Origin of the sequence: Nitrospira sp. NS4 (genome assembly GCF_049546785.1) — a bacterium.
In the GTDB taxonomy this organism is placed as follows: Bacteria; Nitrospirota; Nitrospiria; order Nitrospirales; family Nitrospiraceae; genus Nitrospira_D.
The window spans coordinates 1-22,248 of the sequence record NZ_JBMWAN010000009.1 but is presented as its reverse complement, the minus strand read 5'-3'; the positions used below and the strand labels follow the sequence as shown (position 1 = coordinate 22,248).

28 protein-coding genes and 1 pseudogene are annotated in these 22,248 nt (G+C 57.7%); 11 read left to right on the top strand and 18 right to left on the bottom strand.

The features are described 5' to 3' along the window. The 5 genes from ACO9S2_RS17540 to ACO9S2_RS17520 form a co-directional block, all read left to right on the top strand. A partial coding sequence (locus ACO9S2_RS17540; RefSeq protein WP_423723715.1) for a lactonase family protein occupies positions 1–351 on the top strand: 351 nt, incomplete at its 5' end. A 518-nt stretch (positions 352–869) separates the two neighbouring features. Next, positions 870–1,964 (top strand): hypothetical protein, encoded by a 1,095-nt coding sequence (locus tag ACO9S2_RS17535; RefSeq protein WP_423723714.1) that lies wholly within the window; start codon positions 870–872, stop codon positions 1,962–1,964. A gap of 115 nt (positions 1,965–2,079) precedes the next feature. Further along, positions 2,080–2,379: a hypothetical protein gene (locus ACO9S2_RS17530; protein WP_423723713.1), complete on the top strand. Its 300-nt coding sequence runs from the start codon at positions 2,080–2,082 to the stop codon at positions 2,377–2,379. 6 nt (positions 2,380–2,385) lie between these two features. Next, positions 2,386–3,078 (top strand): C39 family peptidase, encoded by a 693-nt coding sequence (locus tag ACO9S2_RS17525; protein WP_423723712.1) that lies wholly within the window; start codon positions 2,386–2,388, stop codon positions 3,076–3,078. Then, positions 3,078–3,587 carry a hypothetical protein gene (locus tag ACO9S2_RS17520; RefSeq protein ID WP_423723711.1) on the top strand — a complete coding sequence of 170 codons (510 nt, stop codon included), beginning with the start codon at positions 3,078–3,080 and terminating at the stop codon, positions 3,585–3,587. The genes ACO9S2_RS17525 and ACO9S2_RS17520 overlap by 1 nt, the downstream gene beginning before the upstream one ends. Before the next feature lie 3 nt (positions 3,588–3,590). On the opposite strand, the gene ACO9S2_RS17515 is transcribed toward ACO9S2_RS17520, so the two are convergent. The 3 genes from ACO9S2_RS17515 to ACO9S2_RS17505 form a co-directional block, all read right to left on the bottom strand. Further along, positions 3,591–4,775, bottom strand: coding sequence for a transporter (locus tag ACO9S2_RS17515; protein ID WP_423723710.1), 1,185 nt, complete (start codon positions 4,773–4,775; stop codon positions 3,591–3,593). Between the two features lie 43 nt (positions 4,776–4,818). After that, positions 4,819–5,451 carry a hypothetical protein gene (locus tag ACO9S2_RS17510; RefSeq protein WP_423723709.1) on the bottom strand — a complete coding sequence of 211 codons (633 nt, stop codon included), beginning with the start codon at positions 5,449–5,451 and terminating at the stop codon, positions 4,819–4,821. 393 nt (positions 5,452–5,844) lie between these two features. After that, on the bottom strand, positions 5,845–6,549 hold the full coding sequence (locus ACO9S2_RS17505) for a helix-turn-helix transcriptional regulator (RefSeq protein ID WP_423723708.1): 705 nt from the start codon (positions 6,547–6,549) through the stop codon (positions 5,845–5,847). Positions 6,550–6,958: 409 nt separating this feature from the next. On the opposite strand from ACO9S2_RS17505, the gene ACO9S2_RS17500 reads away from it, so the two are divergent. Continuing rightward, a complete protein-coding gene (locus ACO9S2_RS17500) occupies positions 6,959–7,102 on the top strand; it encodes a hypothetical protein (protein WP_423723707.1) in 144 nt (47 codons plus the stop codon). Positions 7,103–7,441: 339 nt separating this feature from the next. Here the strand turns inward: ACO9S2_RS17500 and ACO9S2_RS17495 are convergent, their stop codons facing one another. Beyond that, a complete protein-coding gene (locus ACO9S2_RS17495; protein WP_423723706.1) occupies positions 7,442–8,434 on the bottom strand; it encodes a cupin domain-containing protein in 993 nt (330 codons plus the stop codon). Between the two features lie 201 nt (positions 8,435–8,635). Between ACO9S2_RS17495 and ACO9S2_RS17490 the strand changes: the two genes are divergently transcribed. The 3 genes from ACO9S2_RS17490 (at position 8,636) to ACO9S2_RS17480 (ending at position 11,454) form a co-directional block, all read left to right on the top strand. Further along, complete coding sequence (locus ACO9S2_RS17490) at positions 8,636–9,457, top strand: class I SAM-dependent methyltransferase (RefSeq protein WP_423723705.1); 822 nt, start codon at positions 8,636–8,638, stop codon at positions 9,455–9,457. A 36-nt stretch (positions 9,458–9,493) separates the two neighbouring features. Then, positions 9,494–10,711: a sulfite oxidase gene (locus tag ACO9S2_RS17485; RefSeq protein ID WP_423723704.1), complete on the top strand. Its 1,218-nt coding sequence runs from the start codon at positions 9,494–9,496 to the stop codon at positions 10,709–10,711. Positions 10,712–11,082: 371 nt separating this feature from the next. Then, entirely contained in the window at positions 11,083–11,454 is a 372-nt protein-coding gene (locus ACO9S2_RS17480) for a cupin domain-containing protein (protein ID WP_423723703.1), read from the top strand. Positions 11,455–11,592: 138 nt separating this feature from the next. On the opposite strand, the gene ACO9S2_RS17475 is transcribed toward ACO9S2_RS17480, so the two are convergent. Beyond that, positions 11,593–11,979 (bottom strand): hypothetical protein, encoded by a 387-nt coding sequence (locus ACO9S2_RS17475; RefSeq protein ID WP_423723702.1) that lies wholly within the window; start codon positions 11,977–11,979, stop codon positions 11,593–11,595. Positions 11,980–12,053: 74 nt separating this feature from the next. Next, on the bottom strand, positions 12,054–12,707 hold the full coding sequence (locus ACO9S2_RS17470; RefSeq protein WP_423723716.1) for a transposase: 654 nt from the start codon (positions 12,705–12,707) through the stop codon (positions 12,054–12,056). A gap of 132 nt (positions 12,708–12,839) precedes the next feature. Here ACO9S2_RS17470 and ACO9S2_RS17465 point away from each other — a divergent pair, with 132 nt between their 5' ends. Further along, positions 12,840–13,343, top strand: a complete 504-nt coding sequence (locus ACO9S2_RS17465; RefSeq protein ID WP_423723701.1) for a hypothetical protein — start codon at positions 12,840–12,842, stop codon at positions 13,341–13,343. A gap of 65 nt (positions 13,344–13,408) precedes the next feature. Here ACO9S2_RS17465 and ACO9S2_RS17460 read toward each other — a convergent pair. The 12 genes and pseudogenes from ACO9S2_RS17460 to ACO9S2_RS17405 form a co-directional block, all read right to left on the bottom strand. After that, positions 13,409–13,649 (bottom strand): annotated as a pseudogene (locus tag ACO9S2_RS17460) (VOC family protein); the annotation flags it as partial. 2 nt (positions 13,650–13,651) lie between these two features. Then, entirely contained in the window at positions 13,652–14,131 is a 480-nt protein-coding gene (locus ACO9S2_RS17455) for a cupin domain-containing protein (RefSeq protein WP_423723700.1), read from the bottom strand. Between the two features lie 311 nt (positions 14,132–14,442). Beyond that, a complete protein-coding gene (locus ACO9S2_RS17450) occupies positions 14,443–14,967 on the bottom strand; it encodes an OsmC family protein (RefSeq protein ID WP_423723699.1) in 525 nt (174 codons plus the stop codon). A gap of 204 nt (positions 14,968–15,171) precedes the next feature. Beyond that, complete coding sequence (locus tag ACO9S2_RS17445; RefSeq protein WP_423723698.1) at positions 15,172–15,714, bottom strand: flavin reductase family protein; 543 nt, start codon at positions 15,712–15,714, stop codon at positions 15,172–15,174. A 139-nt stretch (positions 15,715–15,853) separates the two neighbouring features. Further along, the gene (locus tag ACO9S2_RS17440) at positions 15,854–16,525 is read right to left on the bottom strand and encodes a transposase (RefSeq protein ID WP_423723697.1); all 672 of its coding nucleotides are present in this window, start codon (positions 16,523–16,525) and stop codon (positions 15,854–15,856) included. Between the two features lie 205 nt (positions 16,526–16,730). Continuing rightward, on the bottom strand, positions 16,731–17,318 hold the full coding sequence (locus ACO9S2_RS17435; protein ID WP_423723696.1) for a hypothetical protein: 588 nt from the start codon (positions 17,316–17,318) through the stop codon (positions 16,731–16,733). 14 nt (positions 17,319–17,332) lie between these two features. Continuing rightward, the gene (locus ACO9S2_RS17430; RefSeq protein WP_423723695.1) at positions 17,333–17,989 is read right to left on the bottom strand and encodes a hypothetical protein; all 657 of its coding nucleotides are present in this window, start codon (positions 17,987–17,989) and stop codon (positions 17,333–17,335) included. A gap of 328 nt (positions 17,990–18,317) precedes the next feature. After that, positions 18,318–18,593, bottom strand: coding sequence for a hypothetical protein (locus tag ACO9S2_RS17425; protein WP_423723694.1), 276 nt, complete (start codon positions 18,591–18,593; stop codon positions 18,318–18,320). Positions 18,594–18,748: 155 nt separating this feature from the next. Beyond that, complete coding sequence (locus ACO9S2_RS17420; protein WP_423723693.1) at positions 18,749–19,096, bottom strand: hypothetical protein; 348 nt, start codon at positions 19,094–19,096, stop codon at positions 18,749–18,751. A 297-nt stretch (positions 19,097–19,393) separates the two neighbouring features. Then, a complete protein-coding gene (locus ACO9S2_RS17415; protein WP_423723692.1) occupies positions 19,394–19,852 on the bottom strand; it encodes a hypothetical protein in 459 nt (152 codons plus the stop codon). Positions 19,853–20,233: 381 nt separating this feature from the next. Continuing rightward, positions 20,234–20,611 carry a cytochrome-c oxidase gene (locus ACO9S2_RS17410; RefSeq protein ID WP_423723691.1) on the bottom strand — a complete coding sequence of 126 codons (378 nt, stop codon included), beginning with the start codon at positions 20,609–20,611 and terminating at the stop codon, positions 20,234–20,236. Between the two features lie 109 nt (positions 20,612–20,720). Then, positions 20,721–21,392 (bottom strand): transposase, encoded by a 672-nt coding sequence (locus ACO9S2_RS17405; RefSeq protein ID WP_423723690.1) that lies wholly within the window; start codon positions 21,390–21,392, stop codon positions 20,721–20,723. A gap of 383 nt (positions 21,393–21,775) precedes the next feature. Between ACO9S2_RS17405 and ACO9S2_RS17400 the strand changes: the two genes are divergently transcribed. Further along, positions 21,776–22,248, top strand: a 473-nt coding sequence (locus ACO9S2_RS17400; protein WP_423723689.1) for a BON domain-containing protein, incomplete at its 3' end; no start/stop codon positions are given.

Below are 22,248 nucleotides of genomic sequence, written 5' to 3'. Positions count from 1 at the left end.
AGTCCGGTGGCGGCGGGGACGGCGCCGAGTTCGGTCACGGTGGACCCCACCGGGCGGTGGGCCTATGTGGCGAACCAAAGCTCCAACGACGTTTCGGCGTACACGATCAATAGCGCAACGGGGGCGCTGACGGCGGTGAACGGGAGCCCGTTTGCGACCGAATCCCGTCCGGCGTCGGGCGCTGTGGACATGACCGGCCGTTGGGCCTATGTGGCGAACTCTACCTCCAACAACGTGTCGGCTTATAGGATCGAAGGGACGACAGGGCTGCTGACGTTCATTAATACCTTTGTCGATGCGCCTCCGGTCGGTGGCTCAGTCAGCATCGTGACGGCCGGCGTGTTGCAGTAAGGGGAGCGGGATGGGAGGAAAAGCAACTGTCTTGATTGGCAAGCCTCTTTGCCAACCGTAAGACGCCCCCAAAACTTCGTCGCAGCATAAGAAGGGACTCACTTGTGACTTCCCCCTCCCCGGAGGCCCCCCAGTGAGTCGCGATTCCAACGAAATCCCTGCAAGCGACTCTTCCTTAAGAGCTCACCTATTGCGTTTCCGATCAGGCGGCTCCCATCCTGAGCAGAGCGAGCGGCAAGGGCTGTTCCATCTGGTAAACACAGCAATGGCCGACCTGATCTGCCTGATACGCTCGGCCCAAAGAACTGCACAGTAATCACTCGATACCCCTCTTTAGTACATACGTGGGTTTACCCATGTTCAAATTCTTTCAATTCGACTAACGTGCGCATCGGGTGAAGGAAATACTGCGGCTCATACACGAAGAGTCAAGCGGAAGGGAGGTGACGAGCTGTCGCATTGTGAGTGCCAATGTGTCCCGGCAGTTATTCACTTTATTTAACCGTTAGGAGGATGCCATGAAGAAAGTGATGATCACGACGGCAGCTATGGCGTTGGCCTTCGGCCTTGCGCCCTTCGCGGGAGCCGCCGATCCAACTTCTATCACCGACAGTCAAAATTCAGGGACTCCCACAGCCAGCGGGGCGAGCAGCTCTGCGGCATCGGGTGAATCGTCGTCTCAGGTGAATACCGATAACAGCACGAACACCAAAACCCTCACGGATAGCAGCACGACCACCAAGACCAGCACGAAGACTATCGATAGCAATAACACCACAAACAAGACGAAGACCATCGATAGCAATAACACCACAAACAAGACGAAGACTATCGACAGCAATAACACGACGACCAGTGATAGCAATAACACCTTGACGAAGACACTGAATCTGACCAACGCGTTCAACCGGAGCACAGTGGTCGCTGCCACCAAACTCGACGGGTCAGTGTCAAATAACAGCATTTCAAACATTGGCAATATTGGAGGCGCGGCCACCAATAGTGGCAACGCCGGGGGTGGCGTAGCTGGCGGCAATGCCAAAGTCATTGCCCATTCTGGGAAAGCCGTTGCCAACGGCGGGGATGGCGGCAGCTCTAAAACCTACGCCGATGGTGGCAATGGCGGGAAGAGCCTGAGCCTGCAATCTGGAGATGGCGGGAAGAGCTTCACCGGGTCCAGTGATGGTGGCAACGCGAAAGCCACCCAATCCAATAGTGATCCAAGCAGCAGCACCCCCGGCCAAAACAACTCAGCCAGCCAAAACGGAGGGGCGGGTGGTACCTCAACTGGCGCGGCTGGTGGGAACGGTGGGACTGTGACTGGCGCGGCTGGTGGAGCCGGTGGAAACGGTGGGACGGGCGGAACCGGTGGGGCCGGCGGTGCAGGCGGGACCGCGACCAGCGGAGCCGTGACCGCGAATGCCACGGGCGGCAACGGTGGAGCGGGCGGTGGAGTGACCGTGAACGGCGGATCTGCAGGGACCTTCAATGCCTCGAACACGCTCTCTGCATTTACCGGCGCCAGCGGGATCAGCGTCGCCATTCAGAACACGGGGATGGCCAGCCTTCAGCAGGTTGGTGTCACCACGATGGCGACCGTCAACACTCACTGAGCAGGTTCTGGCTGGAGGAGCACCCGCTCCTCCAGCTTGACGCACCATTCACGGCCAGAGTGAGGGCATCATGCGCATGTACTTCTCAATATTGGTGAGTGTTCTTGGACTTTCCATGAGCATGGCTCACGCCGGCTCGCCGGAGACGACGGGGGTCACGTCCTGGGGCCATCCCGTCCCCGCGGCCCAGTTAGACACTCAACGAGGGGGAACGGATACCGGTCCGGTCACGATCAATGCGAACATGCTGAACGCCAGGATGTTCAACAATTCGGCCACAGACAACGTGACCGGCAACAATACTATTACTGAGGGCGCCTTTGCCGGAGCGAGCGGCCTTCCGATTGTCATCCAGAATTCGGGCAACAACGTCATCATTCAGAATGGCACCATTCTGAACTTAACATTGAAATAAACAACGATGCTGACGAAACCCGCTATCGGATATGTGGTCGCCTTGATGCTGTCAGCCTCGACCGGAGCGCTGGCGGCCACGGTTGAGGTGACTCCCGGAATAGGCAGTCGCATGCTGCTCCACGTCTGGAGTCTGCGCGAACTCAAAGTCCGGTCTGTCATCATCCAGAAATATGATTACAGCTGCGGCTCGGCCGCCCTTGCCACACTGCTGACCTACCACTACGGGAATGCTATTACAGAAGAAGTGGCGTTCCGCGCGATGTTCGAAAGCGGCAACCAGCAAAAAATCCAGCAGGAAGGCTTTTCGCTCCTGGACATGAAGCGGTTCTTGGAGGCTCAGGGCTATCTCGCGGATGGGTTTGAGGTCTCTTTGGATGACCTGTCGAATGCAGGAATTCCGGCGATCGTGCTGATCGTGGATAACGGCTATCACCACTTTGTGGTGATCAAAGGCATGCGGGACAATAAGGTGCTGCTAGGCGATCCGGCAGTCGGACTGCGGGTGATGCCGCGCGAGCAGTTTGAAGCCTCATGGCCGAACCGCATCGTCTTTGTCATCCATGACTCCCTGACACGCGGCGAATTTAATGCCGCCCGCGATTGGAGTGTCCGTCCGAGAGCCCCCCTCGGACAACCGCTCAGCGCCGACACATTAAGCAGCATTATTCTTCTTCGTCCGGGTGGAGGTGATTTCTGATGAGCCTCTTGATGCTGTCCATTCGCCATATGACGAAGGTTCTAATGCTCACGCTCCTCTGCGCGCAGTCTACGCCTCCAGCCGTGGCATTCGAGGGAGACGAAGATTTTATGCGACGGACACCCGTGAGCGAGGATGCATTGGACCGTATGCGGGGAGGGTTTCAGAGCAACCCGAATGGCCCCGTCATGTCATTCGGGATCGAGCGGAGTGTGTTTCTCAATGGTCAGCTGGTCGGTTCAACGGTGCTCAATATCCCGAATGTGATACAATTCGCCGGCGATCCGAACAACAGCTTCACGCTCATCCAAACCGGAGGCGGCAATGCGGTGACCCCCGGCACGTCCTCGCTCCCGCCATTCATGACCGTCCTGCAAAACTCTCTCGACAATCAACGCATTCAGAGCCAAACCGTCATCAACGCTACAGTGTCAGCGCTCAGTATGGCCCGATCGCTCGCCCTCGGAAACGCGCTCTCGCAGGCCACCGTAGACACCATCCGTCATTGAGGACTAATTCCTCGAAAAGACGGTCGTCGGGATCCTGATCGTCACCTGGAGATCCGGCGCTTCCCGTGTCGCGCCGACACCGACTGAGAAGTTCACAAAACTTCGATCGCTCAATCGATACGAGCCTCCAACAAGCAGTACCCCGACATTCGTGACGGACGGCGTGGTCGTGAGGAGCAGGTTGGTGTTAGCCGTGGGTCTCTCAAAGAAGGTATGGTCGTACCCCAGACTCAACGACACCTTTTCATTCAGCGAAATGCCAAGACCCACATTGGCATTGGCGCCACTTCCGGGATCGATGCGCCCGATCTGGCCGCCTACATCACGCGGCATATTCCAGATGTAGCTCAGGCTGCTGAAGATGACGACCGGATCGCTGGGCAAGAGGAAGGTAAGGCCCGGTTGGAGAATGTAAAAACCGGACCCCGTCGGTAAGTCCGTTTGGAACCCCGTGACCGGGTCTGTAGGCACGGCAAACGGGCCTGTTCCGGTGGTGCTCTTAAATCGTGCGAATCCCACAAAATACGGGTCGGCGGCCCCGCCTTGGTTGATCTGATACCGGAGTGTTGTTTCAACGTCTCCGAGACCCGAACCGGTGTAAGTCGATACGGTATCAGCCGTAGACGGCGTGGCAAGGGGTCGTGTCGCGATCGAGTCCGCCCGATATAGATAGGGCACTCTCACCTCGAGTTCCAGCCGATTCGTCAACCCGTAGCGCCCTACTAATGCTGCCGTATAAATGTCCCGGGTGAAACCCTGGACGTTAATGAGACCGATCGTAAGGGCCGGGACAATGGTAAACCCGGTGAGCGTCACTCGATTATTGGTGAGATGGGCATATTGCAGATACGGCTCTACAACGAGTGTGCCCTTGGGGGTCAGTACCCCGGCCCCGGGCAGGTCGAATACCCGGAAAATGGATGGAGGAAGCGTATCTGGTGGAGTCTCCGGAGCAACCCCCACCGGGTTTTCAGATTTCGGATTGTCCGCAGGAGGCTCTTGTGCAGCGGGGGCCGCCTGTTCGGGGCGCTGAGGTCCGATCGGCTGGTCGTTTGCGGCGAGATAGCGGGGTGTATCGGCCGCCCCTCGAGGCCTCGGCTTGAGAACATTCTCCCACTCGTCTGTACCTGACTGATCCGCGTGCGTGTCGACTAGCCCGGGCTGGGCCGCATTGATCTCAGAGGCCATCAGGCTCAAGGTGAGCCCCAGAGAGAAGAGTATCAGGACGGCTTCACAGGTTGTTCCGGCAGTCCTCGGCATTGCGATAGATTGTCCCTGTTCGGATCGATACAAATGCATCATCCGTCGTTCCTCCGGTGTCTCTTGTTGATGTGGTCACCGCCGATGGTAGTCCCCGTGCAATACGGATGCAGCTTGGGACTCGTCCAAGGTCGGCATAAAAGTCGCCCTGATGATCCGAGTGGATGAAAGAGAGGGTCGCATCCGTTTCACGGATGCGTGCAATGGTGAACCGTAAGTCTTTGCCGACCGTGTAGCGACATTCAATACTTTGGGGGGCGATGGCCCGGCAGCTCTTGCCCGCCAGAACCACATCGTAGATCGTCCTCTGGAGGGTCGCCTCAGACAGGCCGGGAGAGAGAGGGGAAGGCTCGGACGGAGCGGGAGCGGAGTTCCGCTGGGCGTTCGTCACTGAGTAGCCTTTTATTTTGAGACAGTCTACAAACTGGCTGTCATTTGTCCGCACCCTTCGCACTGCCGCGAGCAGGTCTCCCGCTGGCACGTAGGCGGTAGAGGATTCTTGAGCCTGCTGCCGGCATGCCGTGTAATCGCGGCTGACTTGATCCGGCGCCGTCGCGACCGGCGGCACAATCGTGACGCTCGACAATGACCGAGCGCAGGCCACAGGACTCAACAGAAGGAGACTGATGAAGTATCCTGCAAAGATGCCTGCAGCCCGGCCCGTCTCATGAGTGTGTGCAGGGGAGGAACCCAGGAGAGAGGAGCCATGTGCGGAGTCTCCGGCCCGGTGAATTGTCATTATGCCCTATGCCCTGCCAGGATCTGGTCGGAGACAATGGTTGCGTGGCTGCATCCCAGGACGCGTTGCTCAAGATGCCGGATGGTCAGGACCTGATTCGTTGCGATGATCCGAGTAAGTCGTTCCATCGTCATCGGTATTCACCTCAAGTCGTCCCGGGGAGTTGCGGTGTACGCGACCTGTTGTTGTCGTCGAAGTTTCTCACGATACTCTAATCCGGTCATGCCAGAACATCACTCTTAAGTATTATGGCAGGACTTATCCATCGAACGGCTCCTCACGACACACCAACACGGAGTGGTTAACTTGTTGGTTGAGGAGATAAAATTCTGCGGCGGCTGCGGTGCGGGTTTCTACGCCAAGATGCTCGAAGATCCGCTCGAGATGTTTTTCCACCGTACGAGGACTAATAGCGAGAATGGTTCCAATGTCTTTATTGCTCTTGCCGGCGGCAAGCCACTGCAAGACCTCCATTTCGCGTTTCGTCAAGCCATGGGCCTGCATAGGTGGCTCATTGAGCGGGAGGGAGCGCTCATCCAGAAGGAACCACAGTCGTCCATTATCTTCGACAAGACGCACCAGGAGAGAAGCCCCGTTCCTCTCCACCATCAACTCTTCTTTCCTCAGCTCTGTGGGTGACGACACGCGGGTGCGTGATCGGCGGAAGAGCATTTGACGCAACGCGGTCGGAAGTTGCGCTGAATGATCAGTCCAATCCCAGTAGGTGCGCAATAATGTCAGCGCCGGCGAGCTAGCCCACAAAAGTTTCCCTTTTGCATTAACATGAAGGAGAGGCGGAATGAAGGTTTCTAAATCCTGTTCGCGCCGATCCTGCGGCAGTTCCAGCTGGGCAAGATTTGCAGCCGCCTGGAAACCGTCTACGATCTGAGGTGTCGTCACCGCGAATAGTGAACGTTCCTGCCCGGGGTGCTCAATGTTGGAAGGAGGCTTTGGTAAGGTCACAGCGAACTGCGTTCCTCTTCGAAAAACGTAAGCTATTGTCTTTTATAGAGTCTTGACGCGAAGAAAACTATCGGCGTCAGTTCGATAGTCCTGTCGTGGTTTGCACGACAGGACTATTGGATGTATTTCTGATGACGAAAGGGGGGCGGGATGAGCTAATCCGTGTTCTGGGAGTAGCGGAGCAGCAGCTCGCAACCTGGTGTCCGTCAAATCCGGGCCAGCTCATCCCGCCCCCGTTTCGTCTCCGTCTCGATCCGCGAAGAAAACACTTGGCGTGAGGCTGCACTCCCGGCAGACTAGGGCATGGGGCTTTTCCAGCCTCCCAAGAGCAACGGGATCTTATACAGAACCAGATAATACGTAGGTACGCCGCACAAGGGTGAGCGCCCGGCAAGCGAGGAAGAGGTCCATGAGACACACGCGCATCATCGTCAGCCACCATGGCGGGCCCCATGTCCTCCAGGCGGTTGAAGAGGAGCGCCCCGAGCCGAAGGACGGTGAAGTGCGGGTGAGCACGCTGGCCGCAGGTGTCTCCTTGCCCGACCTAGAGTAGTGGTGAGGGCTTGATCACGCGCATGCCGGGTTTCACACACCAAGGAAATAGATTGGTGTGGCGCGTCGGCAAGAGAAAGAGGCGCGGCTGACCGCTGCCCCAATGGCCTGCGCCCGTCAGCAGAGCCTGCATATCTTCCTCGCGTTCGGCGACGAAAGACGTCAAGAACGGGGGCGTGTCTCTCAGTTCGTTCGTGCGTGCGATGCCGTGTATGTTCCGGCACAGCTCGGAAAGTCGGAGGCGTATTCATCACTTTCGGGATGATGGTCCTGGGGGAGGAAGAGGTGGCCTGCCGCGCGGGGCGATGAATCCTCCGAGACACATGTCATATTCTAGAACTCAGACAGAACCAGCGGTTTCTTGTTTGCGAGTCAACTTCGATTGGGTGCGGAATCGCGCGGGCGGAAGCGCGAACTCACGTTTGAAGGCGCGGTTGAATGCGGGCTCCGACTCATAGCCAACCTCTGCTGCGATCTCTGCGACGCTCTTGTGCGTGGACGTGAGTCGTTGCGCGCCGAGTTGCAACCTCCAGCGTGTGAGGTACCCGATGGGCGTATCCGATAGATAATGCCGGAACCGCTCGGCGAGCACGGAGCGGGACACTCCGACTTCGTCGGCGAGTGTCGCAATCGTCCAAGGTTGGGCGGGTTGTCGATGGAGTAAGCCCAGGGCTTTTCCCACCTCCGGGTCACGCACACCGGCCAGCCAGCCGGTCTGTGCCGGCGGTAACTGGGCGATATACCGGCGCAATGTTTCCACGAACAAGGCTTCTGATAATTTGGCGACGACTGCCGCGCCGCCAGGGCCTGAGGCCTCGGCGTGACCGACCGAATAGCGGAGGGTGTCTTCCAGCCATTGCCCTGCTGCGTGATCGCGAATGTTGATCTTGATGATCGGCGGCAACCCGGCAAGAAACACCTGACTCAAGTGTCGCTCGCAGGTCATATAGCCGCAAATCACCTTGGTGAGTTCCCCGCCTCCTCCGAATTGAGACAACACCCGTCCCTCAGCAAGCACCTGTTGGAGTTGGCGGGTACTGTCCACCGGCGTGACGGGAGGACCGTTCCCCATCAGGTGCGCGTCGCCGTGCGGAAATATGACGATGTCGCCGGCTACAAGAGGGATGGTGCGGCCGTCTTGCTCCACGCGGGCATGGCCACGACCCTCGGCGATGAGATGAAAAATGATCACATGTTTGGAATGGGCAGAGAGAAATGACGCCATGGTGTGGGCGTCTGGTTCTCGCATGCACCAAGGCGAAGAAAATTCGCCGTTGAAAAACACGGCGCCGTCGAGCTTGACGGCCTTGAGGACTTCAGACAAGACATCCATACGGGTCACTCACTGTAGCGGCGGCGTGTCGGCAAACGGAACCGGACGCTCGATCAAGTCACATGCAGCCTAGCACGCTCCGGCTAAGAGAACCAGACTCCCGGATAAGGGTATTTCCTCCACCTCGTACTACAGTGCGCCATGCGGTTGAGCGGCGTGCCAACCGTTCTGGAATCAACGAATTCACAAAGGAGGAGTCTCATGTCTACGAGTGCGGTATCGCCGGACCTGGAGAGAATGAAGGAGCGACTGAAGAGGATCTGGATGGCCGGAGACTACGATCGATTCTCGCGGCACCTGGAATCCAGCGCGCGGGAGTTCTACGAGCGTCTGCAGACTGCCCCGGGATGCCGGTTGCTGGACGTAGGGTGTGGATCCGGCCAGCTGGCATTGATGGCCGCAAAGGATGGGCTGGAGGTGACCGGCGTGGATATCGCGAGCAACTGGGTGGAGCGGGCACGGGCCCGCGCGCAAGCGGAGGGGCTGCCTGTTCGTTTCGAGGAAGCGGACGCGGAGGCGCTGCCGTTCAAAGAGTCGAGTTTCGATATTGTGGCCAGTTTGATCGGAGCAATGTTTGCCCCACGGCCGGACCTGGTGGCAAAGGAAATGCTGCGGGTGTGTGTGCCGGGGGGAACCATTGCCATGGCGAACTGGACGCCGCAGGGATTCGTTGGGCAGATGTTCAAGGTCGTGTCAAAATTCATCGCGCCCTCCGGCATGCCGTCGCCCGTGTTATGGGGCGACGAAGCCACGGTTCGCGAACGGTTCGGGGGTGGGCTGTCCGAGCTTCGGCTTGAGCGGCGTCAGTACCTATTCAGTTATCCCTTCCCTCCGTCGGACGTGGTCGACCTCTTCCGTCTCTACTACGGACCGGTTCATCAGGCGTTCGCGGCCCTCGACGGCGCGGAGCAAGAACAACTGCGCCGGGAACTTGAAGCGCTCTGGTCTGTTCACAACAAATCGGGACGGGATTGCACCACAGTCTCAGCAGAATATCTGGAAGTCATCGGCATCCGAGCGTGAGCGCAAGAGAAAAAACGGAACCACAGGAGGGGCACTATGACACCAACGAATAAACAGACGAACGATACCGGCATACACGAGGGAGCGAGCCTATCCCGACGGGATTTTCTGGTCAGGGGAGGCTCGACACTCGCCCTGTTGGCCATGATGGATTCTTCACTCTTCGCTCAGATGGCCGGTGCGGCTGATGACGGGGAAGTCATCCCGTTTATCGACCGGCCACCTGCCGCTCCGGAGGCGGCTGTAAAAGCGTACGGGGAACTGAACCGGCTGGACTGGCAGAAATTGACTCAGTGGATCACGCCGAACGATCAGTTCTTCACCGTGAGTCATTACAACCGGCCGGTGATCAAACCGGAGGAGTACAAGCTCGAGTTCACCGGGCTTGTCAAAAATCAAAAGACCTTGACCCTTGCCGAATTGAAGCGGCGTCCGCGGCAGGAAGTCATCTTTACCCTTGAGTGTGCGGGCAATCACGGATTCGAATGGTTTACCGGCGGCATCGGCACAGCCAAATGGGCTGGGACTCCACTCGCTCCTATTCTTCAAGAGGCGGGTCTGAAACCAGAGAGTCTGGAGGTCGTCTTCTTTGGCGCAGACGCGGGGGACGAAGAGGTGCGGAACGTCAACATGCGCCAGGAATTCAGCCGTAGTCTGTCCGTGTCTGATGCCCTGCGCCCCGAAGTGCTGCTGTGTTACGAAATGAACGGTGAACCGCTGCCGCATGAGCATGGATTTCCGGTCCGGCTCATTGTGCCTGGCTGGTACGGAGTAGCAAACGTGAAGTGGCTGTCACGGATAGACGTCACGGACCGGCGGTGGGCCGGGCGCTTCATGACGCGGGACTATGTGACGATTCGTGAAGAGGTACTAGCTGAGGGGAAGACGGTCTGGACGCAAAAAGTAGTGGGACCGGCTCGTGTGAAATCCATCACGGCGAGGGTCGTTTTTCTAGGTGGCCGGTATCGGATCGAGGGCGCGGCCTGGGGAGGGCCGATTGACCGGGTCGAAGTTCGGGTGGATAACGGACCCTGGGTTTCCGCAACCATCACGCGCGGCAAGGAGCAAGACTTCGCCTGGAAGTTTTGGACTCTGGACTGGATCGGCGTCACGTCTGGTGAACATACGATCACATCACGCGCCGTTGGCCGGCAAGGGACCGTTCAGCCCTCCGCGGAGGATCCGTCCTTGACGAAGAAACATACCTACTGGGAGAGCAACGGACAGATCACGAGGCGGATCCGGATCGCGTGAACGGGCCAAGAAAATAGCCGTCAGACCAGGATGTAATCGGGAATCGGTCGCCGGGTGGCGGCGGTTCGGCCTGCCGGTGCGGCGATCACCCATGGTACCCATGCGTTGAAGAGGACCTGAGCGGCATTGTCAGCTGAGCTTGAGAAGAGGGAGTATTCTCTGTGTCGGGCGAGCCGATACTGTAGTTGTGTGGAAATTGCGGGGAGGATGGAATGCACCGGGATGCGCCGGGCCAGCTCATCCTGACCACTTTTCCTGTGCCATCCACTTCGGAATCTTGATCGGGTATCGAGATTCCGGTTGTAGCGGATGCTGATCGAAAGGGGTCTTACAATCGCTGCCAAGTTATCAGGCTATAGTCAGGAGGTGCAATGGTGATTCATGTTGAATGCCCAACGAGAATTCAGGCGGCTGGAAACAAACCGAAACTGATTGACGAATTCATTGGCCGCGTGAATTCCGGCACGGCGTCCGTGAGCATCGCCCGCATGCAGAGTCCGTCCGGGTGGGAAGAACCGGGGCAGACTCCGGAGTTCGATGAATACACGGTGGTCTTGCGCGGGATGTTGCGGGTGGAAACGCGGCAGGGGGTCCTTGACGTCCAAGCCGGCCAGGCGGTGGTGACACCACGAGGCGAATGGGTGCGGTACAGTACGCCAGGGCCTGACGGAGCCGAGTATCTTGCTGTATGCATCCCAGCGTTCTCACCCGCGACGGTGCATCGTGACGGGGGGAACGCCTAATATGGCGTTCCCCCTACAACGTAAGTGCTGTGTTCGCCGCAAGAGAAGAGTAGCGGTCCGGAGTCATTGGAGCATAGCTTTGCGAGACTGCTAAATTATGTGCCAAGAAATAGGGCTTGATACCGTGCCGCCGGCCTTTTATCCCCTTTCGGCTCGTGTACTGTGAAAAGCGTAAAGAAAAAAAGCTGCGAGTGTTAGGTCGATGAGTCCAAATCCCACCACGAATACCGCCAGTCGTCCTTGAGCATACAGTGCAAGCGTGGCGAGACCCCAGGTGAGTTTCTCAACGACAGCAGGAAGCATGAAGAGGCGATAGCGTCGTACGTCACCCGCGATTAGCAAGAAGGCAAGCTGCCAGGCCAGCGCCACACCGATGAAACCATAAAAGTACTCGGGATGGCTGATTGGCGGCGGGAAGTCCCGGCCAACTTGTGCTTCCATGAAGTATTGGGGAAGCAGGGCAGCAATGCCGTAGATTCCGGCGACAAGAAAAACTCGTCTAGCGAAGGTTTGCTGTGTGGTCATGCTTTGGGCAATTCTAGCGCAAAGGCGTAGGCGTATTCATCACTCCGAGAAAGGAAAGGGGCGGGAATGTGTTCTCACGATCCCTTCGGCCGTCCGCGTGGCCGGAGCCTCGATTCCATGCCAAAGCGTTTGACCATGCGTTTCACCCAGGCCTCGTCCCCGAAGGGCCGACCTCGTTGGACGCTCACTCGGCGCGATTCCAACTCAGAGGCAGACTGAGGCCGATTCACCCGCGCGAGCCAGTCTCGGGGCCATTCGACCGGCCAGTCACTGAGCCAGGATGTGAACGTCGGATCTTTCTGTGTACGCCGCCAAAAGCTGGACCACCGCCAGTCTTCGGCTCGCTCGACCAGCTTCTCCCGCAACGCAGTGCGCTCCACGTAGCGCGCGCCCGTCAGGAAATGGTCATCGGATTGAACGGGAAAGGATTTGAAACGGCCTTGGTAGACCGGGCCGGTTCCTGCCGTGTGGTGATGGGCATGCCAGCGTTGGGTATGCGTTACTGTGATCCAGCGCAGGATGTCCGACAGTTCGCCGTCATGCCGGAGCCAGAGGAGGAGATGCCAGTGATTCGGCATCAAGCAATAAGCGGCGATGCGGATCTTGGTCTGAGCCTGGGCTTCGGCGAGAATCTTCTCAAAGGCGGCGTAATCAGCGGGTGTCTCAAACAACGGGAGCCGGCCCACAAGACGGTTCAGGACGTGGTAGGCGAGGCCTCCGGCCGCGATGCTGTCAAGAAAAGACTCCCGAACCGTTTTCTTGTTCCCTGGTGAGGAGCGGGCGATTAGGACAGGCTACGGGAGAGGATTGTCATGCCGTCAGGTTTGGCGTATCGTGCGATCCAACCAACAGGAGGTCCTATGCGCTACATCGGGATGGCGATGATCCTGATCCTGATCGGTTTCGACTTGAACGCCGCCGAAACTGTAGCTCCTGCTGCTCGTGAATCGTTGCGAGGGTTGCCAGGGGTACATGTGCTCATCGAAGACATCAGCCCGGATGCACAAGCGGACGGTTTGTCAAAGGGGGAGATTCAAACTGCCGTGGAACTCATTCTCCGGTCCGCCGGCATTCGGATCCTCACGGTATCAGAAACCCTGGCGACGCCCTCCCAGTCATACCTCCATATACACGTCGGCACGAACAAGTCTAAGCCAGAGCGGTATGCTCTCAGTGTAAGGCTTCAGCTCTGGCAACAAGTGTTTTTAGTCCAGCGGCCAGCGCACACCATGTCTGCGCCGACATATATGGAAAGCGGTACGGGGACTTTCAGCAGTCGCATGTTGAGAGATGCTATCTCTGAGGTGATAGAGCCAATGGTCAAGACATTCGCGAACAACTTCCTGGCCGTGAATCCTCGATAAGCGAAAAGGACAAGGGGACTGGCAGGACGCGATGAAACGTCGAGTACGTCACTGAGTTAAGGACGCTAGACGGTGCTCCACTCCGCTTGCTGTAGGACGACGCGATAGCCATCGGGGTTTTCGTACGTTCGGCCGCGTATGTCCCAGTAGGGATTGAACGACGCCATTTGGGTGAATCCCGCCGCCAGCATGCTGCACACCTGGCCTCCCCTCGGCTTCCGCCGGTGCAACAGGGTGAGGCCGGCAGTGGATGAACTCGAAGTGAGCGCTCGACCCCGCGACCCCGAGCATGACGCCGTCGAATCCTTTTATGCGTCTGGTGAAGCCCCTTGCCGGGCGGCGGCTCCCTGTGCGGCCGGGATCAAACCGTATCGGGACATGACGCCAAGAAGCTTCGCTCGGTCAGGAGGTCCGCCCGCATTCACGATACCAGCCACATCCCGAAAGTACTGGGCACCGATGTCCGGGGTCAACACGATGAGCGCTCGGGCTGTGTCACCGTGTGGATTACTGAACTGATGGACCGCCCCGCGAGGTGTGAACATCCATTCCCCTGGGTGCAAGTCGCGCTCGACGCCATTCACCGAGTAGCGAAGCGTTCCCTCCAACACATAGGCGCACTCTTCATTGCGCGTATGGCTATGGGGAGGCGGGACATTGGAATTCGGCGGCACGCTCAATTCGAAGATGCCCATCCCGCCAGTGGCTGTGCCGTCAATAAGATACCGAATGCACATTTGACCGACCATGATGGATTCTTGCGGTGATTCCGGAGAGCCGACAGTCATGCTACCCTCCTTGTTCAAATTGTCCAAAGTGTGTGGCAGCCGCCCAGCTCGTAACTGAACTGTACCCACGCATCGGTGTTGCCGCGAATGAACATATAATAGGCGTGTGCCGACCACTTGTCCAAGAGGAATGTGGGTATGGAAGCATGGCCTCGTTTCCTTGTTCCGGACCGGCACGCGCCGGGAAATGCCGGATTGCAAGACCTGACGCTCTTTCTTAAGTTCTCAACGGCATGATGCAGCAGCAGTGTTCGTGGCGGCTTACGGCGAGTGCAGAGGTATGACAGTCAAGACAATTGCCTTTCTTTCTTTCAGTTCTTGTTGCCCGAGTGTGTCACATGATGCGAGATGCTGATTTCCGGAGATCGGCGAAGCGTTTGATAAACGACGCAGTAACGCTCGGTAAGGCGGAGGAGTGTGGTAAGTAGTTCTTCTGTCGCGTCTGTCTCAAGATCGAAGAGAAGTCGGACGCGCTGAAGTCCTACCGGTGTATCCTTGGATACTCCGAGTGTCCCTCGAAAATCCAAATCGCCTTCCGCCCGAACCGTTCCTTTGCGAATTTCAACGCCGATGGCGGTTGCGACGGCCCCCAGGGTCACCCCGGCACAGGCGGCTAGCGCTTCCAGCAGCATGTTGCCAGAACAGGCCGAGAGGCCGTTCCCGCCTGTGGCAGGGTGTAGTCCTGCTTCAACCAGCGCCTTTCCGGTTTGGACCGCGCACGTAATTCCCTTTTCGATCCGACCTTCTGCCTTCAGGGTTACGAGTGCTGCTTCCGGCTGTTCCCGATAGCGGTCCTTGAGTGGCGCCTGGATCGCTCGAAGTTCTTCCGCCTTCATCGCGTACCTCAATTGTCAAAGAGAGATGCCTAAATAAGCAGTCTGCTTCGGCGAGTTTACTGCAAACGCGAAGGCGTATCCATCACTGGGAAATCGATGGGGGAGCGGTGGAGGCGGGGTGGCGAGGAAAACGCCGGACCGCCTCCACCGGGAAATAGTTTGTCAGAAAAGACTCACGACGACTTTTATCGGTTCACTACTGAATCAGAGCCCATCTGGAATCTTCGATCGCATCATCGTCCTTCGATCCAGCTTGCGTCCGTCCACGACGAAGGTGCCATCACCGATTGCGTGAATGGTGCGCTGCTCTTTTCGTGAACGATCCAGGTGCGCGGCGACACCCTCGAGGACAACGATATTGTGCCTTCTGATGATATCGATCACTCGACATTCGATATTCGCCAGGCATTCCTTAATCAAGGGCGGCCGGACGTATGTGCCCTTCACCGGAGTCAGCCTGAACTTGGCAAATTTATCTGTGTCGGCGCCGGAACAGGTCCCGACGCCAACGACCTGGTCAATAAGGTCTACCGTGGGAATGGCAATGACACATTCCCGATATTTACGAAGCGCCGCATAGGAATAGTTCCAGGGGCCGGTGGTTATGGCAAATAGGGGCGTAAAGTCCACCACCATGGTCCATGAGATGGTCATGATGTTGTGCTTCTCGCCATCACCGGTCGTGACGAAGACAACCGGGCCTGATTCCATCAGCGTGAAGGCGGTGCTGATCTTCATCCGTTTCATGACCGCATGCCTTCCGTTCCGTTTGCCTCCCGTGAATGAGGTGCGAAAACAGGCAGGAGGCAAACCGCCTGTGTGTCACAAGGTTGCGTCATCGCTCTTCACCTTATGGGCAGCGGAAAAGGGGGGCAGGAGTCTTGTCTCACGATCCTTTTGGTCTCCCCTTGGGCCGGATCGTCGATTCCATGCCGAAGCGTTTGGCCATGCGTTTTACCCAGGCTTCGTCGCCGAACGGGCGGCCTCGTTGGACACTCACCCGGAGCGATTCCAATTCCTCGCCGGTTTCAGGGCGATTCACCCGCGCCACCCAATTGCGCGGGAGGTCCACCGGCCAGTCACTCAGCCAGGCGGTCAGCTTGGCATCTCCCTGATCCCGCCGCCACAGGCTCGACCATTGCCAGTCTTCCGCACGATTCACCAGCTTCGCGCGCAACGCATTGCGCTCCACATAGCGCGCGACCGCCAGGAAATGCTCATCGGTCTGGACGGGAAAGGATTTGAAGCGGCCTTGATAGACCGGGCCGGTCCCGGCGGTGTGGTGATGGGCGTGCCAGCGTTGGGTATGCGTGACGGTGATCCAGCGGAGGACCTCGGAGAGTTCTCCATCATGCCGTGGCCAGAGGAGGAGATGCCAGTGATTCGGCATCAGGCAGTAGGCGGCGATGCGGATCTTGGTCTGAGCCTGGGCTTCGGCGAGAATCGTTTCAAAGGCGGCGTAGTCAGCGGGCTCCTCAAAGAGCGGGAGTCGGCCGACGCGACGGTTCAAGACGTGATAGGCGAGATCTCCGGCAGCGAGGCGCGGGCGGCGTGGCATGGGGAGTCTCTACCAAAACCGCTGCGAAGCTGTCAAGGAAAGACTCCCGACCCCTTTTCTTGTCCGACCCCTTTTCTTGTCAGGGGAGGACGAGGAAGCTGCTAGAAAAGTAGCCGTTCTTGTCCGAATGTCAGCAATTGGACTACTAGACGGGTAAGGACCGAAGAGGTGTGTGCACCCGCGGCTGAGCGGATACCGATCGAGCCTACTTCAGCATGTGCGTCTTCTCGGCCAGCTCCTTCGTCACACGCTGCATGTCGTCGGGGACGATCTCCTTCTTCTCGTCGTCGACGCGAACCATGTAGGTGCCGTGGCCGACCTCCTTGCCTCCGGGAAATTCGAAGAGCTGCGCGATCACTTGCATATAGGAATAGTTTTTGAAGAAAAAGCTCTTCTGGCCGTTGGAGGTGACCGACGGCGCCCAGAGCACGTAGAGGTAATCGGTACCCAAGTGCTTCTGCAACTGTCTGACCTGGGCGAGATCGGTCTTGGCGTAATCGACGTCGATCTCAAAGTAGGCCGAGTTGTACGGCCCCTTGATCAGCTGAGGGTAATTGGGGACCGCCTGGGCTACCTGCTTCTGGGGCGCGATCTTGAACTGGCTTGTCTTGCCCAATTCATCGGCGAGATCGTACGCCGCCTGGAGGGAGCTGGGATTCGTGAGCCCCGCGATTACCGCGAGCTTTGTCCCCTTCGGTGTGAATGGCTCGTCCGTCAGTTGAAACGTGGAGCAGCCTTCGAGGATGAGCACTGCACCGACCAGGATCAAGGCCCAGAAATACCGCTGCCGCATGATGCCCTCCCGCCTCATTTATTCCTGCCGGTGTTGGTCACCTTGATGAATTCGTCGACGATGTCTTCCGCGGAATCTTTGAGCAGCTCGTCGACGTAGTACCCCTTCGGTCTGAACAAGGCCAGGAAGCTGTCGCTGTTACTCTTATTGAAGGCGGTGTGCGAGATGATTTGTCCGGCCGGGTATTCGAGCATGTTGCCGTAAACATTGGTCGAATAGGTATTGGTGCATCCCCCGCGATTCGAACAGACAGTGCTTTTGGTCAGTCCCTTGCTCCAGATCACGAACACATAGTTGGTGTTCAGCTTGGCTTGGATCTTCTCGATCTTGGGTTTTTCCGACGGGTCGACCCACGCCACCTCGCCGTCTTTTTCCTCGACGGCCTTGATGGTGATGGGGTAGCTGGGTATCACTTTGCTGACGTCGCTTTGATCCACCACTTGCAAGGTGGTCCGTTCCTTGAGTTCTTTGGTGAGGTACTCCGCCAGTTTAAGGTCGGACTCTTCCGACCCGCCGGTGATCACGGTGATCGATGTCGGCTTGATCGTGTGGTTGCCGTCCTTGAGCGCGAACATCGTCCCGCCTCCGCACCCTCCAAGGAGAAGACTGACTGCCACGAGTGCCAGTGAAGGGATTCTCTTGAACGATGTGTTGGACAGGATCGTCAGCATGGTGCCTCCTCTTTGCTGCCTCTACCGGGATCCAGTATTGTGCCCCGCTGTTCCAAGGCGTACGGCGGGCCATGGTTGCTCGCCGTACGCCCCTCAAAAAATCTAGCAGGAACTCTGATTCCGTCAAATGAGCGTTGCTTTGTGAATTGAGGGGAGGGGCATGGCGACAAATTGGCGCCGGGGTTGCTTATTGTTGGCTTTTCTCACGGTTCGGACCTTGTCGGGGCCCTGAGGATGGTGTGGCAGCGAACCGCATGGGAAAATGGCGAACTTCGGCAGGTGCTGGTGCAGATTCCAGCGAGGAGAAAAAAGGGGCGGGAGCCTTGTCTCACGATCCTTTCGGTCGGCCCCTGGCCCGCAGCGTCGATTCCATCCCGAAACGCTTGGCCATGCGGTTCACCCAGGCTTCGTCACCGAACCGGCGGCCTCGTTGGACACTCACCCGGAGTGACTCCAATTCCGAGGCGGCCTGAGGCCGATTCACACGAATCGTTTCAACGGTAGCGTAGCCTGCGGGCTTCTCAAAGAGCGGGATTCGGTCGACACGACGGTTGAAGACGTGATAGGCGAGGCCTCCAGCAGCAAGGCGCGGGCGGCGCGGCATGGCAGATCTTTTAGCGAAACCGCTGCGAAGCTGTCAAGGAAAGACTCCCGACCCCTTTTCGTAACTCATGCAGGCCGTGATAAGCGGGGGCTCCATCGGCGAGGTAAGGCGGTCTGACAGGGGGGGCAAGACTGGACGTCAATGCGTGTAGGGTGTTATCTCGTCCGCGTACGCCCGAAGGATGCACCGATCCGCGCCGTCACGATCGACGGCACGGAAAGCACACCGAACACCACCACGCCAAGCGGCAGGAGATTACCCGGCCCTTGAGTCACCAGCATCCATGACAATTGGCCGACAAGAGGAGCGACCCCCCATCGCCACGGCCTGCTCGTCTCAATAAAGCCAAGTGCCGCAGATACGATGCAGATGACCGGCACGCCGATGAGAAAGTACCACTCGGAATCCCACGCTTCTCTCCTGCCGGAGAGCAAGGAGACGACAATCCACACCACAATTCCAATCCCGACGGCCAACCCGTACAGCCAAGAGTCCTTTGTCATAGGCAACCCCTTGTCAGCGCTCCCCGTGTTCCAACCAGTCTGGCAGTGAGTCTATCCCTTGCTCAGGCGATCGGGAACAGTTATGAGAGTTTCAACTCTCCGGCAACACACGTCGAGAGGTCGGGTGTTCTGCAAACGGGTCGGGGGAGTGGTGGACGACCGATGAGAGGCAAGCGAGAAGGATGAGCCGGGCGCTACGCGCCTGTAGATGTATGATTACAAGACCTGACTCCCTATTTTGTAGCCGGCCCTCATTGCTCCCATCTCTTTCTTAGGCTCTCGTTACGATCCTCATCATCACCAGAGGTAGTGAGGTTGATCTTCGCCACGCATGAAGCGCAGGGCATCCCAGGTATCGATCGCCAAGGAGACCGCGTTCGTGGCGATGAGGATGACGAGCCACGCATGGAATGCGGGTTCCCCTTCCGGGAGCGTGTTAAGACGCAGGGCCATCCACGCCAGCATGGGCACCCAGATAATATGGGTCACTCCGAGCAGCCGAATGAAGCGCTTGCGCTGATAGATCAGCGCTTGGGCGAGCAGCGCCATGCCTACGGCTGCCAGGGCGATCTGAGCTTCAATGTGCGTGATGAACAGCAGGCAGGCCCCGTTTACGGCAATGAGCCACGCGCCCCACATTCTCTGGACGGGCCGGAACCGAACCAGAACGATTCCGAGCAGTTCAAAGACTGCCCGCATGAAGCCGATTCCACTCCTTGAGATGTCCTGCTCGGATGATAGTACGTTGGTCCTCATATCGGTCCTCCTGTGTCTGTGCGTGACTGCACTCGGTGTACTGCTCAACGACGGCTCCCACTATAAGGAGCATTTCTAGTGCTGTCTTATCCGGGAGTCTGATTCTCTTAGCAGCGGTGGGCGAGGGGTGCGTTTACTTATCCAGGCGTCCGGATTCGCTTGCTGAAGCGCCGCGACGTGAGTGCGAATCTATATGAATGCTGCCTCGACAATCCGCCAAGCCGTGAGGTTCGAGAGGGAAGAATCAGAGTGGAATATCTTACGGTGAGGCGCCTGAAATACCCGTCGTGCGCGTGGAAATGTCGGATTGCAAGACCTGATTCCGATTTACGTATGTTTTTCAAACACGGCTGAGGATCCAATCCATGCGTCAACCAGAGGTTACTCTGTAATATTTTGAAACACATTGATGGCAAAAAGAACCACGGAGGCGCCAATGATGACGGAGGCGACCCCGATGAGCGGATCAAGCGCTGTATTGCCGCGCAGTAAGCCGATCAATAAAACCATGGCCACCAGCAGCCCGACATTGTGCAACCAGAACTGCACCGTCGCCAATCGATGAGATCCCGCTTTGGGGAACTGGCGATAGATCAACCCAATCAGCGCCAACGACACCCAGCCGAGGAGATTGAAATGAGCGTGAACTGGAATCAGGACGTGGTCACCAGACGCACCCATATAGATTCCTAAGCCAACGCCCATAATGAAGTAGACCACTGCAGCCTTGATCCACATCACGCCAAGTCCGCTCGTCATAGCAACCTCCTACATGAGAATCAGTTCAACGGAGTCCGACAGGCAAGTTTGTTGGAAGGCAAGTTTACTGCAAAGTAGAGCGAGGAGAAAAGGGGACGGGAGTCCTTTGTCACGATCCTTTCGGCCGTCCGCGCGGCCGAATCGTCGATTCCATGCCGAAGCGCTTGGCCATGCGTTTCACCCAGGCCTCGTCACCGAACGGGCGGCCTCGTTGCACACTCACTCGGAGTGACTCCAACTCCGATGCGGTCTGTGGGCGATTCACTCGGGCTACCCAATCCCGTGACCGCTCCACAGGCCAGTCGCTAAGCCACGTCGTCAGCTTATTGTCGTTCTGAGCCCAACGCCAGATGCTCGACCACTGCCAATCTTCCGCACGTGTGACCAGCTTCGCCCGGAGCGCGTTGCGTTCCACATAGCGCGCGACGGTCAGGAAATGCTCATCGGTCTGGACGGGAAAGGATTTGAAACGGCCTTGGTAGACCGGGCCGGTTCCCACCGTGTGATGGTGGGCATGCCAGCGTTGTGTATGGGTGACCGTGATCCAGCGGAGGACTTCGGAGAGTTCTCCATCATGTCGCGGCCAGAGGAGGAGGTGCCAGTGATTCGGCATCAAGCAGTAGGCGGCGATGCGGATCTTGGTCTGAGCCTGGGCTTCGGCGAGAATCTTCTCAAAGGCGGCGTAGTCAGCGGGTGTCTCAAACAACGGGAGCCGCCCCACGCGACGGTTCAGGACGTGATAGGCGAGGTCTCCAGCGGCGAGTCGTGGACGGCGTGGCATGGCAGATCTTTTAACGAAACCGCTGCGAAGCTGTCAAGAAAAGACTCCCGACCCCTTTTCTTCTCCTCCGTTCTTTGTGCGAAGCCTCGTAGAGGCAGCACCTCAGGCTGTCTACTGCAGTGATGTTTACGGATTGAGCAATATTGAGCAGACGCCCATTTATCCATTGGATAGATTGAGCCTCAACATGCGCACGAATCGGTGCTGTGGCCACAATGATACTGTTCGATGAAAGGAGTCATGATGCACATCCGAACTGAATCGCAATCGCAAAATCTTCCCGGTACGCCGGCAGGGGGTTATCGCGTGGTGGGTGTTGGTTCCGAAAGGAGGCAGGAAGTATGCGGCAAATAGCAACCATAAATCCGGTTAGGGGCTACGGAATGGCTATGCTCGTTATGACGTTTATTTGCACCTTCCCGGTGCTCTTGAATGCGGCGGGGAATGAGGATGACCCCATAACGGATCAGGTGAAGAGTGGTTTGGCGGCAGACCCCACCGTGGGTAAGCAGCAGATTCGCGTCAACACGAACAAAGGACGCGTCCTGCTGGACGGGGTTGTCGAAAGTGAAGGGGCGAAACGGAAAGCCGGTGAGATTGCCATCAATACGGAAAAGGTGAAGTCGGTTCAGAACAACCTGATATTTCCCGAGCAAACAGCAAGTCCTGATCCCTCTCAAGATGGTTCCATAACGGATCAGGTGAAGAGTGCCTTGGCGGCAGACCCCTCCGTGGGTAAGCAGCAGATTCGCGTCAACACGAACAAAGGACGCGTCCTGCTGGACGGGGTTGTCGAAAGTGAAGGGGCGAAACGGAAAGCCGGTGAGATTGCCATCAATACGGAAAAGGTGAAGTC

What these genes read in the sequence shown, in the direction of transcription:
- ACO9S2_RS17530 (WP_423723713.1), top strand. Translation starts at nt 2,080, where the DNA reads ATGAGCATGGCTCACGCCGGCTCGCCGGAGACGACGGGGGTCACGTCC.
- ACO9S2_RS17515 (WP_423723710.1), bottom strand. Translation starts at nt 4,775, where the DNA reads ATGGCCTCTGAGATCAATGCGGCCCAGCCCGGGCTAGTCGACACGCAC.
- ACO9S2_RS17525 (WP_423723712.1), top strand. Translation starts at nt 2,386, where the DNA reads ATGCTGACGAAACCCGCTATCGGATATGTGGTCGCCTTGATGCTGTCA.
- ACO9S2_RS17490 (WP_423723705.1), top strand. Translation starts at nt 8,636, where the DNA reads ATGTCTACGAGTGCGGTATCGCCGGACCTGGAGAGAATGAAGGAGCGA.
- ACO9S2_RS17485 (WP_423723704.1), top strand. Translation starts at nt 9,494, where the DNA reads ATGACACCAACGAATAAACAGACGAACGATACCGGCATACACGAGGGA.
- ACO9S2_RS17415 (WP_423723692.1), bottom strand. Translation starts at nt 19,852, where the DNA reads ATGAGGACCAACGTACTATCATCCGAGCAGGACATCTCAAGGAGTGGA.
- ACO9S2_RS17405 (WP_423723690.1), bottom strand. Translation starts at nt 21,392, where the DNA reads ATGCCACGCCGTCCACGACTCGCCGCTGGAGACCTCGCCTATCACGTC.
- ACO9S2_RS17445 (WP_423723698.1), bottom strand. Translation starts at nt 15,714, where the DNA reads ATGAAACGGATGAAGATCAGCACCGCCTTCACGCTGATGGAATCAGGC.
- ACO9S2_RS17435 (WP_423723696.1), bottom strand. Translation starts at nt 17,318, where the DNA reads ATGCGGCAGCGGTATTTCTGGGCCTTGATCCTGGTCGGTGCAGTGCTC.
- ACO9S2_RS17425 (WP_423723694.1), bottom strand. Translation starts at nt 18,593, where the DNA reads ATGCCGCGCCGCCCGCGCCTTGCTGCTGGAGGCCTCGCCTATCACGTC.
- ACO9S2_RS17535 (WP_423723714.1), top strand. Translation starts at nt 870, where the DNA reads ATGAAGAAAGTGATGATCACGACGGCAGCTATGGCGTTGGCCTTCGGC.
- ACO9S2_RS17410 (WP_423723691.1), bottom strand. Translation starts at nt 20,611, where the DNA reads ATGACGAGCGGACTTGGCGTGATGTGGATCAAGGCTGCAGTGGTCTAC.
- ACO9S2_RS17520 (WP_423723711.1), top strand. Translation starts at nt 3,078, where the DNA reads ATGAGCCTCTTGATGCTGTCCATTCGCCATATGACGAAGGTTCTAATG.
- ACO9S2_RS17430 (WP_423723695.1), bottom strand. Translation starts at nt 17,989, where the DNA reads ATGCTGACGATCCTGTCCAACACATCGTTCAAGAGAATCCCTTCACTG.
- ACO9S2_RS17420 (WP_423723693.1), bottom strand. Translation starts at nt 19,096, where the DNA reads ATGACAAAGGACTCTTGGCTGTACGGGTTGGCCGTCGGGATTGGAATT.
- ACO9S2_RS17480 (WP_423723703.1), top strand. Translation starts at nt 11,083, where the DNA reads ATGGTGATTCATGTTGAATGCCCAACGAGAATTCAGGCGGCTGGAAAC.
- ACO9S2_RS17440 (WP_423723697.1), bottom strand. Translation starts at nt 16,525, where the DNA reads ATGCCACGCCGCCCGCGCCTCGCTGCCGGAGATCTCGCCTATCACGTC.
- ACO9S2_RS17495 (WP_423723706.1), bottom strand. Translation starts at nt 8,434, where the DNA reads ATGGATGTCTTGTCTGAAGTCCTCAAGGCCGTCAAGCTCGACGGCGCC.
- ACO9S2_RS17455 (WP_423723700.1), bottom strand. Translation starts at nt 14,131, where the DNA reads ATGACTGTCGGCTCTCCGGAATCACCGCAAGAATCCATCATGGTCGGT.
- ACO9S2_RS17450 (WP_423723699.1), bottom strand. Translation starts at nt 14,967, where the DNA reads ATGAAGGCGGAAGAACTTCGAGCGATCCAGGCGCCACTCAAGGACCGC.
- ACO9S2_RS17465 (WP_423723701.1), top strand. Translation starts at nt 12,840, where the DNA reads ATGCGCTACATCGGGATGGCGATGATCCTGATCCTGATCGGTTTCGAC.
- ACO9S2_RS17500 (WP_423723707.1), top strand. Translation starts at nt 6,959, where the DNA reads ATGAGACACACGCGCATCATCGTCAGCCACCATGGCGGGCCCCATGTC.
- ACO9S2_RS17475 (WP_423723702.1), bottom strand. Translation starts at nt 11,979, where the DNA reads ATGACCACACAGCAAACCTTCGCTAGACGAGTTTTTCTTGTCGCCGGA.